The 11,460-nt window shown below is 58.4% G+C and carries 11 protein-coding genes; all 11 read right to left on the bottom strand.

The window, feature by feature from the left end:
* Positions 1 to 95: 95 nt before the first annotated feature.
* The gene (locus ACOSYY_RS18155; protein WP_421664256.1) at positions 96 to 452 is read right to left on the bottom strand and encodes a GPW/gp25 family protein; all 357 of its coding nucleotides are present in this window, start codon (positions 450 to 452) and stop codon (positions 96 to 98) included.
* 5 nt (positions 453 to 457) lie between these two features.
* Complete coding sequence (locus ACOSYY_RS18150; RefSeq protein ID WP_421664255.1) at positions 458 to 778, bottom strand: hypothetical protein; 321 nt, start codon at positions 776 to 778, stop codon at positions 458 to 460.
* Positions 779 to 842: 64 nt separating this feature from the next.
* On the bottom strand, positions 843 to 1,421 hold the full coding sequence (locus tag ACOSYY_RS18145) for a phage baseplate assembly protein V (protein ID WP_421664254.1): 579 nt from the start codon (positions 1,419 to 1,421) through the stop codon (positions 843 to 845).
* Complete coding sequence (locus tag ACOSYY_RS18140) at positions 1,418 to 2,545, bottom strand: contractile injection system protein, VgrG/Pvc8 family (RefSeq protein WP_421664253.1); 1,128 nt, start codon at positions 2,543 to 2,545, stop codon at positions 1,418 to 1,420. Before ACOSYY_RS18140 ends, ACOSYY_RS18145 begins: the two co-directional genes overlap by 4 nt.
* Entirely contained in the window at positions 2,538 to 2,900 is a 363-nt protein-coding gene (locus ACOSYY_RS18135; RefSeq protein WP_421664252.1) for a LysM peptidoglycan-binding domain-containing protein, read from the bottom strand. The genes ACOSYY_RS18140 and ACOSYY_RS18135 overlap by 8 nt, the downstream gene beginning before the upstream one ends.
* The gene (locus ACOSYY_RS18130) at positions 2,897 to 3,550 is read right to left on the bottom strand and encodes a CIS tube protein (RefSeq protein ID WP_421664251.1); all 654 of its coding nucleotides are present in this window, start codon (positions 3,548 to 3,550) and stop codon (positions 2,897 to 2,899) included. Before ACOSYY_RS18130 ends, ACOSYY_RS18135 begins: the two co-directional genes overlap by 4 nt.
* Before the next feature lie 158 nt (positions 3,551 to 3,708).
* Positions 3,709 to 5,520, bottom strand: coding sequence for an eCIS core domain-containing protein (locus ACOSYY_RS18125; protein WP_421664250.1), 1,812 nt, complete (start codon positions 5,518 to 5,520; stop codon positions 3,709 to 3,711).
* Positions 5,521 to 5,670: 150 nt separating this feature from the next.
* Complete coding sequence (locus ACOSYY_RS18120; RefSeq protein WP_421664249.1) at positions 5,671 to 7,575, bottom strand: eCIS core domain-containing protein; 1,905 nt, start codon at positions 7,573 to 7,575, stop codon at positions 5,671 to 5,673.
* Positions 7,576 to 7,643: 68 nt separating this feature from the next.
* Positions 7,644 to 7,988 (bottom strand): hypothetical protein, encoded by a 345-nt coding sequence (locus ACOSYY_RS18115; protein WP_421664248.1) that lies wholly within the window; start codon positions 7,986 to 7,988, stop codon positions 7,644 to 7,646.
* Positions 7,985 to 10,009, bottom strand: coding sequence for an ATP-binding protein (locus tag ACOSYY_RS18110; protein WP_421664247.1), 2,025 nt, complete (start codon positions 10,007 to 10,009; stop codon positions 7,985 to 7,987). Before ACOSYY_RS18110 ends, ACOSYY_RS18115 begins: the two co-directional genes overlap by 4 nt.
* Entirely contained in the window at positions 10,006 to 11,313 is a 1,308-nt protein-coding gene (locus tag ACOSYY_RS18105; RefSeq protein WP_421664246.1) for a Pvc16 family protein, read from the bottom strand. The genes ACOSYY_RS18110 and ACOSYY_RS18105 overlap by 4 nt, the downstream gene beginning before the upstream one ends.
* Positions 11,314 to 11,460: the final 147 nt, after the last annotated feature.

The following is an 11,460-nucleotide window of genomic DNA, read 5'->3' as shown; positions in this document are numbered from 1 at the left end:
CATGCCGTTCAAGACCGGTTTGCCGTCGCCTCCGACCTTCGTCCGCACGAGTGTTCGACGAAGCTCCACGCCGCTGTGAAGTTGCGTCACCGGGCTCATAGTGTTTTCACCAGCTCTACCATGCTCTGTTGCTGAGTTTGCCTCAAGACATACCGCACGCTCACATGAAGGGCCGCGTCTTCTCGGCGCACCTCTACACCTTCCACCATCAGAATATCTCCCAGCCACTGCTGCAGGGCCGCATGGACACTTACCTGTGTGGCCGCAGCCAATGCGTCGCTATTCGGAGCAAATACGAGTTGCATCAGCCCGCTCCCGAACGTTGGGCGATTGACCCGCTCACCCGGAGCCGTAAACAAGACCTGTTCGATCAGATCGCGCACATGGTCCGCCTCGCCGGTCATCGCCGTGCGTCCGCTGCCGTCAAATTGAAAGGGATAGTTCAGTGCCATGAGCGTTACATCCCTGTCACTCGTGTTTGCGTGGACGTAATCATCAACGGCGTTCCGTTCGGCATGCACATGGATTGACTGTCGAACAGAACGACTGGAACTCCTCCCGCCAAGATGCGGGTGGACGCCGTGAGCCACTGTCCCATGACGCAAGGTGTGGGAGTAGGTCCCGTCATAAATGGACACCCGGCAATTGCATAGGGCGTAGGCTGCGTCGCCACCGGTTGGCCGCTGACCAGCACACGCGGATTCGGGGAAGTCGGCATGGCCTGTCCGCCATGGGCGCACAATACGGTGGCCCCGAGATGAACGATAAAGCCCGGCATCGGTCGATCCTCCGTCCCTAATCTACCCGGTTATGCCGGGTCTCCGCTCCATGGCACACGCCGCTCACAGCACGGTCAGCGCTCCATTATTGATGTTGACCGGCGTACCGGTAATCGTGATCGCCGGCCCATTCATCATGATCGAGGCTCCTTTGCCGTTCGTGATCGTCACCCCGATATCGTTCATGAGAATCATGGCTCCGGTCGTGGTCTTGAGCATGATGCCCCCCGTCGGCCCCGGCACGTCGCTCAACAACAGCGTGTTTTGACCGGTCGTTTGAATCACGATGTTCTGTCCCGGCGGTGGTGGGGGCGGGGCCAGAGCCAAGGCCGGCACTTCCGCTGCGATTCCCCAAAAACACCCGACCCAGATGGGATAGTCCGGTTCACCCTGTTCAAATTCGACCCACACACCCGCCCCGACTTGCGGCAGCACGAACATTCCCTGCTGTTTTCCCGCGATCGGCACGCAAGGCATGGCCCAACTGGAAACCGACAGGCCCAGCACGTCGGGCACCATGACTTGGATGCGACCGAGTTGCATGGGATCGAGGTTGTTCACCACCGTTCCGCGATACTTGCCGTAGAACTTTTCGCCCACATCGCCTTGTCGAGCATCCACCGCACTGTCGAGTCCATTCATACGGGCACCTCCGGAAGCGTTGAGATCAAGCCGTTGCGCGACAGGGTAAAGTTCTGTTTGTACTCGCCGCGCTTGATCGTATGTGTCACGCTGGTGACATAATGTAATCCGTCGAACGCCAGCCCCGCCCCCCGCACGCCGACCAGCTTCCGTGCCCTAAGCACCCGCCCGTAACGCAGGACATCCAGGCTTCCCGTTCCTTTGACGGCGTCCGACGATTTCGCCGCTTTGGCCAGCCCGATCAGGATGGCCTCAACGGGAGAATACTTGGCCATGCCGCGAACCGGTTTGGTCTGTATCGGAATGGGTGGAATCAATCCGAGCGGCGGATTCAGAGGGGTGATATCCGGCACCGGAACGGGAATGATCGCCTTCGTTTCTTTATTATGGAGATAGATGATGGGCAGGGTCCGCTGCTCGGTATCGAACGTGAAACTCATGGATTCGACATTTGTGTGGGCATCCATGTTGATGTTCAGCGCCGGTTGCGGGGCGCCGACCTTGATCTCCGGCCCCCAGTAGGCCAGGCTCGTCCCGACCGCCGGTCCCGGTTCAAGATAGAATACATAGCCGACGCGCTTCGCCAACCATCGGATGTAGTTGAGGTCTGTTCCCCGCTGATTCGGTATTCGTTCAACCGGAATCGGCACATCGATCAGGATGCTTGGGATCACTAGAGGAACGATTCCTAATGGAAGGTATTTGGCCAGCATCAATGTCACTCGCGCTTCCGCGGGCATCGCCGGATAGGGGATATTGAATTCCAGATAGTCCATGACCGCCGTAAGGTCTTTGCCTTTGATGATGAGGGTTGTGTGCGCTGCATCCGTGCCAGGCTTGATCTCATGACGGGTCATCACTCCGTCCATCAAGACTTCCGTCGTCCCGTTGATGACGACGGCAATGACGACGCGGATCAAGGGAATCGGCGAACCGCCGGATAGCAGAAAGATCGTATGCAAAGGCGATCTCGTGCCGAGCACAAAGGTGAGCTCGAATCCGTTCATCTTGTCGTCGGTACCGGAGATCACCTGCACATTGGTCAAGGCTTCCAGCACCTCTTGCGGCACCGGGATCGGCACGGCCGGTCCGATTAACAAACTGATGTGGACTCCTTTAAGCACCCGTGACTCCGCTTATTCCTTCAGGAAGCGTGATCCGAATCCGGCTGCCGACCGCTTCAATCAGATCCCCCGGTCGCATCACCGCATTCGCGTCGCAAAGACGCCAAAACAATTCGGGATCGCCGAAATACCTCGCCGCCAGATGATCCAGCCGCTCTCCCTGCACCAGGGTGTGTTCTTGCAACATCGTTAATTGCTCAGGAGGTGGTATAAACCGGCGCCGCACATAGCCCACCATGGTGCCATCAGGCATGGTATGCACCGCCGTAGGCACGCCGTGATAGCGACTGTTAGCCGCGAAAAGGACTGCGTTCAGCGGGGCCGCTTGCAGCAACAATTGCAATGTGTCCGTCATGGGATGGCTCCTATACCGAGCACGTTCAACGATCCGCCTTGGTTTTGGACGGCGAGTTGTTCCTTCACCTGGAGGTAGCTCATGAAGAGCGTGCCCGCCTTATGACTGAACCCGACGTCGTCCACCGTCAGCACGCGCATGCCTAAGCTGACTTTCGCGCGAATGGGATTGAGCGCCGGATCGAAGGCTTCTTCGGTCACGCTGAACTCAGTCAGCCTCACCGGCACCACGCGCGTTTTACTCCAGACAAACAGGGTAAGCGGCGTTTCCATCGGCGCGATCTCCAGCTTGCCGGCTTGGGCCAGACGATTATTAGCGAGCAATTGACCGCTGGTCGGGTACACGATCATCTCCAGCGCAGCCAGCTGCGGATGGATGCCCACTGCCGTCGCTTTGGTATCGGCAAATTCCAACTGATCGGTTGCGTCGAGTTCTGCCTCCACCTTGATCGTCTCGACCGGCGGGCCCTTCAGACGCAGCGCTTCCGACCGATCACCACTTTCCGCTCCAACTCCTTTGATCTGGAACGATCGGCTCAGCGAATCGGGGTTGTATTGCAGCACGATGATGCGCTGTACCATGGCGGTCCCCGGGTCGATCAATACCAGGCCGCCCTTAAGCAATTTGGGAGAGTTTGGAAACGACGACATTTCAGACTCCGTCTATTGTTTTTTACAGCTCGTGCGCGGATGGGTCGTTTATTACCGCCCTTTTCATTCATTTCCTCGCGCCGCTTCAGGAGTGGACCTACCGGAGCCGGAGAACCGGTTAGAATCGGCGCTCTCCGGGACAGCGGCTTCATCTGCAGTTAGTCCTTCTCCGGTTTCGTGGTGGCGCTCTTGTTCGAGAACTTAGGGTTTGTTCCTCCGACACCTTCCGTCTCAGACCAATCAGGATTTTTCCCTGACTTGAGCACCTTTTTCCCAGGCTGTGTGAGACCGATCACTTTGGTATGTCCAATTACCTTGGATCGCCAAAAATCAGCCGATGCTTTCGCAAACTCTTGCCCCTTTTTTCCCTGGAAGGCTTCACAGGATCGGAAATACACTTCTGCGTCGGATCCGCAAATGGTTCGCCGCAGCACCACAAGGCGTCGTTGACGAAGCGTCAATCCGTCATACCAGGCTCGATAACCGGGAGCGGAACGTGGACCGTCCCCATATTTCTCGAGATCGGGGATCTGAAAATCCTTGATGGTAAATTCATCGCCGGTTTTGGAGATATACATAGCATTGCCTGAACTACCGTGACTTAAAAACTGAATCTCTTCCGTGCAGTCGCAATCCTCCTCGGCATAAACCGAGAGTATGCGAAGCAACATCTCTTCGATGCTGTCTCCCGACGCGATGGCATAACCGCCGCTCGCACCTAACGCCAGCGCCACTGCCGATCGTTCCCAAAGCCAGCCGAGCTTGGTCGGTTCCGTACTGTCATGGATATAAAAATTGCATTGCGTGCGCTGCAGCACGGGCGAGGCGGTCCGCTGCACCATCTCAACCATGGGCACATGATTAGCGGTAATCGTGCCGTTCATCGAATCGGATTGACTCAGCGGTCGCGCGTGCCCTTGTTGAATGGTATGAGCTAGTTCGTGTGCAAGCAGACGCCGGCCTTTCGAATCATATGGCGCGTACTGACTTGCTCCGAATACCACATCCTGTCCCACGGTATAGGCTGCGGCCTGGACCGACCGGGCCGATTGTGCGGCCCGTTCGTCGACATGCACCCGCACCCGACCAAAGTCATGGCCGAAGCGCGGCTCGAAAAAGGCGCGGGTAGCGGCGTCCAACGGTTGGCCTGGCGAGTTCAATACCTCGTGCACCATCGGCGGCGCAGTCATCGAACCCCGTGCGCCGGACAGGGCGGCTCGTTGAGCCACGGTGGGAGGGCCTGACGAACCGCTCGGTTTCGAGCTCTGACATTTCTTGACCGTCAGCACGAGGTCTCCGTCGGGACAGGAGTACTCGTAGAAGCACAGCGGCGTTGCCGGCGGGGGATGTTCCGTCGTGATCGGCCCGGGGCCCGTGCCGACGACGATATCCGTTTCCCGCACGATCACGCGCAGTACCAGCCCGTCGCTGAAATGGACGAAACAGCCGTAATTGCCGTTTGGACGAGGCGGCTCGCACTCAATCCGCTCGACAGTAGCTGGCGATGGCGGAATCAAATGATTGCGCGCATAGAACTCACCCGCTCGTTTCGAAATGCTCTGCGGGTCCCCGCGCCAGTTCGGACAACGACTGCCTTCTTCCTTGGTCTTGTCGCCTTCCGTCGCCGACGTGCCGTTACTCTCCTCGGCACGCTGCAGAAGGGGCATTCTTCCGACCGCCCCTTCACCGGCATGAATCGATGGTCGCAGCGGTTCGATAGAGCCGCCCTCCGTCATCCGCATCACCTGATCCGCCACACGATCTGCTTCCAGCTCGTATTGATCGCCCGGTTCATTGATCCGCAATTTGGTCTGCAGCGGCTTCCCAAGGAATTTCTTGCTCTTGCATGTCTCGCACTCTCCAGTCATCCCAGCCGCCCCACCGCAGGCGCATTTGCGTTGAAACAAACCGGTTGGTGCCGCAATGAAAGAAGATTTCGCAGCTACTGCCTCCTGTCCAAGTACGTTCATGTCATCCTTCAACTTGACCAAGCACGATTTTAGAAGACCATTCCCGTACTCCCATTTACCTCCATGGAAAAACCAAGAACGGTAATCCATTCTGTTGTAGTCAATATGCCAACTACTCGATACCTTTATTCAACATGTCAGACCCAGTCTTCATGGCTGCTTTTGGAATGGATCGAGGTCATGAAGCAGGCGCAGTACTGTACGGTTTTCTCGCGCCGGCGCCAGGCGCAGGTTATGCGCATCCAGCGCGGTACCTGTGGCCTCCCGAATTTCGATGATGTGGTCGATGTCGAGCTTGATCTTGGTGCCATCCGAAAGCTCCAGGTAGGGAGCGGTACCAGGCTCGCCCCATTTGAATCCGAGGGACTTAAAGTGCTCCGCTGAAGGACTGCCCTTTTTGAGCACGGCACGCCAAAAGCGGTTGCGTTGGTTGTTGAAGTAGCCTCGAATCTGCGCCCGTGCACTCTGCGACATGTTGGTGTTGGCCTTGACGATCTTCAGCTCCTGCGCATTGGTGGCGTTGGTCCATTTGTTACCCAGATCAACCGGGGCTTCGTCCAGACGCTTGGCCAGGAGGTCCTTCAAGCCTTCCATCTGTTTGGCACTCAGGCCCAGTTTGGCCTCCGGACTGGCAGCATGGGCATCGGGCTTCTTCGCAGGCTGCTTGGGCGCTGGATCGTGTGTTGCACCAGCAGACGATGCAGGCGGCGTACTACCGCCACCCTCGGCAAGGCGTGAGCTATTGACGCCGATCTCGGCCAAGGCCGCTACTGTCTTGGCATGCGAGGCAAAGTCAATGGTTACGGTCTCTGCCACAGCCACACCCCCGCGCATAACGCCCAGCTCGCCCACTGATACGGTGAGCTTGGGCACTTGACCGACCTTGGATGCAGCCAGGCCGAAGCTGGCAAGGATGGCCAAAATTTGTCCGACCAATTCGCCGATGAGAATACTGGTTTCGTCCGGAGAGGCCTTCTCGAACCGCACGACCCAATCGGCCCAGACTTGGCGAATCCCCGCTGGGATAGCATTGATGCCGGAAATGATATCGGCGTTGTATTTGTTGAACTGTTCGCCACGGTCGATAAAGCCCATGATCAACAGCACAAACCACTTAACGATGCCGTAAATCAGTGTGATCAGACCTTCTATCAGAGCATAGATGCCTTCACCAAAACCCGCTGCCATGCCCAAGACATAGAGCGGAATCTGAATCAGGAATTCGAACACCACATCCACGCCGTCGATGACGCTGAGCATCAAGCTTCTGATGGGATCACTCAAACTAGCATTTGCAGCTTCCTTGAGGCCCCTGACCGCGCCTTTGCGTGCCTTGTGCAGTCCATTGATAGCGCCCTTATAGATGTCCTTCTTGGCGCTGTGATAGGTTTGCGCAAGGCTGGCCTTTAGCGCCGCAGCACCCTGCTTGAGAGGTTCGATACTGGGCACTTGGGGTCGCACGAAAACCGGCCCAATCACCATTGGTTTGCGCATCAGCTTACCTGATGCCACACTCTGGGCACCGGCCTGCACCACATGCGCGAGTTCGTGAGCTAGTAGATCTCGGCCATCCCTTGTGTTCGGCGAATATCGACCACTTCCAAACACCACATGTGAACCCACAACGTACGCTAGAGCATCAACAGCTCCCGCTGACTGTGCCGCTTGCCCGCCCGCATGCACTCGCACCTGACTAAAGTCATGGCCGAAACGCGGTTCAAAAAACGCCCGTGCCGCGGCATCGAGCGGCTGGCCCGACGAGTTCAATACGTCGTGGACGATCGGCGGCGCTTCCATCACCCCGGTTCCGCCGGTGGTCGCGCGTCGCTGTACCAATGGGATTCCACCTTCACGGCGCGGCCGGTTCACACCGGTATCCATGCGCATCACTTGTTCAGCAACCTGATCTGCTTCCTGCTCGTACTGATCGCCCGGGTCGTTGATCCACAGCTTGGTCTGCAGCGGTTTGCCCAGTAGCTTCTGTTTCTGACAGTCCTGGCAGACACCGGTGAGTCCCGCCGAGCCACCACAGGCACATTGCCGCTGAACTCCCAATGAAGGTCCTACACGCGTGATCGGCAACGGAGCCGCAATTGTGGTCTGTGTCGCTACCGCTCGCGCACTCATCTTGGTAGACTCCCATAGATCGCACGAGCAACCCGCTCTCCTGTGGATTGGGCACAGCCCGACCGCCGCACCTGAACCTTGCCGGCATCGAGGCTGTCCACCTGCATTGAATCCGATCCGCTCCAGCGCGCACCCTCACCGGCGAACAGCTGCCCAAGAGTCTCCTTTAACGACTCGGCAATCTTCTGGCCCTCGGACAGTGAGAAGCCGGTCAAGACCAACTCATCGATTTCCACATGGACTTGTTGAGAGGAACTCACGGGGGCTGTAGAACCATATAGTTCCACCCTGTTCCCTCCACTCCCATCGCCCTGCGATCCGCCGTGGTCTCGAACGTTCATGACACCCATCGCGCGATCTCGGCCTCCGTCAGCGGCTTCTCCAACTTGACGTATTCACCCCGTGCTGCTTGCAAGAGGTGGCGCATGGTGACAGATACTTCTTCCTCTGCCGCGAGAAAGGCCGCATTCATGGCGATATTCCTGATATGGCCTCCCGCCACATTGAGTCGTGCCAGCCGTTCCCAATCGAGTCCCTCCGTCGGCACAGCCTTGGGAAAGATGCGCTTCCAGATTTCAGCGCGCTGCGCGGGATCCGGGAAGGGGAACTGCATGACGAACCGGATACGCCGCAGGAAGGCCTGGTCCAGAGCCGTTTTCATGTTCGTCGTCAAGATCGCCAGCCCCTGATAGGCTTCCATCCGCTGCAAGAGGTAACTCACCTCGACGTTGGCATACCGATCGTGACTGTCCTTGACCTCACTCCGCTTGCCGAAGAGAGCATCCGCTTCATCAAAAAGCAGAATAGCGGCTCCGCCTTCCGCCGCGTCGAATACCTTGCGCAGGTTCTTTTCAGTCTCACCGATATACTTGCTGACCACTTGGCTGAGATCGATGCGATAGAGATCGAGACGAAGGGCGTGCGCCAATACTTCCGCGGCCATGGTCTTACCGGTTCCGCTTGCGCCCGCGAAAAGAGCGCTGACTCCGAGCCCGCGCGATCCCTTGGCGGCAAATCCCCAGGTCTCGTATACCGTGTGGCGGTGTCGCACATGCCTCGTGATTTCCCGCAAGGTCTGCCGTTGAGGCTCCGGAAGTACCAGATCTTCCCATGTCGCGGAAGGCTCGATCCGCTGCGCCAATTCATCGAGACGCGGACGCGCTTGCCGTCGGCAAATCTCCCAGAGGCGATCGGCCTGCTCTTGTTCGATAAGGAGTTGTCCGTCCCGCTCTTCATCCATGGTACCTAAAGCGAGACCGGCTGCCTGAATGACTGAGGCACTGATATGAAACTGTCTGCTCACCGCCTCCAAGGCGCCGTTCAGCGTCGTCAATCCCCATTGACCAAGCGCCTGTGTCCATAATTGTCGGCGCTCCTGATGAGAAGGAGTCTCCACGTCCAGAGTAAGACAATGAGCATGTCCCATCCGCCGACGTTCGCTGACACTCAGAATAAGGGGCGCGCTGAGACCATCTAGAAATATAGTGAGTGCCCGATCTCGACCGACCTCGGAAGCATCCGTTCCTTCGTGCTCGATCAGTAAAATGTTCCGAGTAAGCACCGCCTCTCTGGTCCACAGACGCAGGACCATGTCCAGTTCCTGAGGCGCCGCCGGTAAGGAAGAGAGTGCCAGGCGATACAGGCGACCATCCAAACGCTCCGATGCCGCCACTGCTATCGCCCGCCTCGTCAATCCATCTTCGCCGCAAAGCTGAACATGCGGCCGTCTCAACTCGGGATTCGGTTTAGAGAAGAAAGCAGCGATTCGGTCGACCAGGAGCTGATGAGTAGGGACCACACAGTGCGCGCCTTCAGACTTCACGAGGTCCACGAGGCCGGCAAGCCGTTCGTCTACATACGAGAGGCCGGTAAGGTAGTGCAGGATCCGCTCATCGATCCGCAGCGAGCTGGTCAGAAGCGTCTCACCTTGTCCGATCTCCACCAACCGCCATCGCCGCAAAGGCGCGGTTGGGATAATCGCGCTCCAATGGGCTTGCGCCAGCGCCGCCAAGGCCAGGCTGAATGTCGGGGAGGAACGCCGCGGATCGCCCTGGGCAGACGCGCAGGCGGACGCGAATCCCGCGTCGAGTTCCATGCCCGCAGCCAGGAGCAATACGTCTCGTTCGAATACCGAAAGCCCGAAGCTCGCACAGAGCGTATCCAAAGCAGTTGGCTCACCAGTGTGGTGAGTCTCGGGTTCCCGCAGATCCTCGCCATGCTCAAGGGCTTCCGTCGCGTTGTGACCGGACCGAGACGCCGCGTAAGCAGCAATCGCAGCGCGCACACGGGCCACCTCCATCATAAGGGAGCGCTGGTTCATCTCGTGCCAGGTCTCGGCGGTTGCCTCAGTTGTCGGCATCATGTCACCGTCACCCGATGATTGAAGAATTCCGGAGGAGTCGCCGCCCGATTTACGATCTCACTATCGACTCCGTCCACCCGCAGCCGGACCAGATAAGTACCGGGCGCGGCCCCGCGGATTACGAACGAAACCGCACCGGTCTGATTGGTTCTCGGCTGAGCCATGATTTCCAGATCGCCCAACAGCAAGGCCACGCGCTGCGTCGGCTGCACCTCCGGTCGTACCGTCAGGGTGATGGTCGCATCGCCGTTTCCATCGCGAGCGAACGAAGCCGGCAGCGCGGTTGTGATTTGAGGCGCCAACGGCAATGCAATCTCATTGGTCGCGCGCCGAAATGTATCTCCCGGCCGCTGGACAAGAACGGCAACCGAGTACGATCCGGCAGGCAACGTCGCAGCAGTGTTCGGAACGGTCGCCTCCAGCCGTGTCGCGGTATTCCCGGACGCGACGGGAAGCTCGATAGGTTGATTCGATCGCGGACCGGTCAAGCGGACCGTTAAATCGGTCCCGTCGAGCTTGTGCCCTTGCACAACGAGGATGTCGCCCAAATGCGCGCTCGCTCGTTGTTGAGGCGGCGTCACCGAGTTCAGGGTCGGGAACGGCGGCTCGAGATTTGCCGCAGCCACGACCCCTCGCGGCTCTCGTGTGATGGGATCAACCGGACCGATCGTCAGAACAGGAAGCGCCGACTTGGCAGGGCGCTGTGACTCAATCATCACTACCGAAACGTGATAGGCGGCGGTGGGACGATACCGCGCCTGTAACGCCGTCCACAGTTTCGACATCTCTTCGCTATTGAGCGTCGTTGCGACAATCTTGATTTGCTCAACCTGGTCGGCCAACTCGGAGACGGATAATGCCTGAAGCGCGGGCGGCAGGATCGCCCCGCTGACGGGAGAAGGCTGCAGGGCCGTACGAATGGACTGCCTGGTCAACACAGGGGTTTCATGCAACAACTGCATCGCGTACCCGAGCAACACTTCCGCATGGAGATCTTCTGCGCCATAGGCGGTCAGCAAATAATGCAGATCGAGAGCCAGCGGCGGATTGGTCAATCGTTCCCCTCGCTCGTTACGGGACGGCAAGCCGACATTGCGCCAACCGACATTCGGCGCCACTTGATACAGAAATAGATTGAGTTGATTGCCTTCTTGCACGCCGGGCGCGAAGACCCGGTCCGGCGGCAGCGCGCTGACCGTCACGTTGCCCCCCACCGCCCCCGTGACGTTGTGATCAATAAGGCCGTTGTTGAGCAGGTCCTTCAGCACCGCCGTCACCGCGGCTATGGCCAGAGCATTTCCCATTAGGCTTCAGGAGAACGGCGCCTCAAGTATTGATCAAGTGATACGGATGATCGTGGAGGTTCGACGAGCTTCTTGCTTGGAGCTGGAACCGGGGGCTCGACCGCTCGCACCTCGATCCGACCGATACGGATCTGGACAATCGGCGCC

The organism is Nitrospira sp. BLG_2 (assembly GCF_049222245.1).
This window is presented reverse-complemented; position numbering and strand designations above follow the sequence as displayed.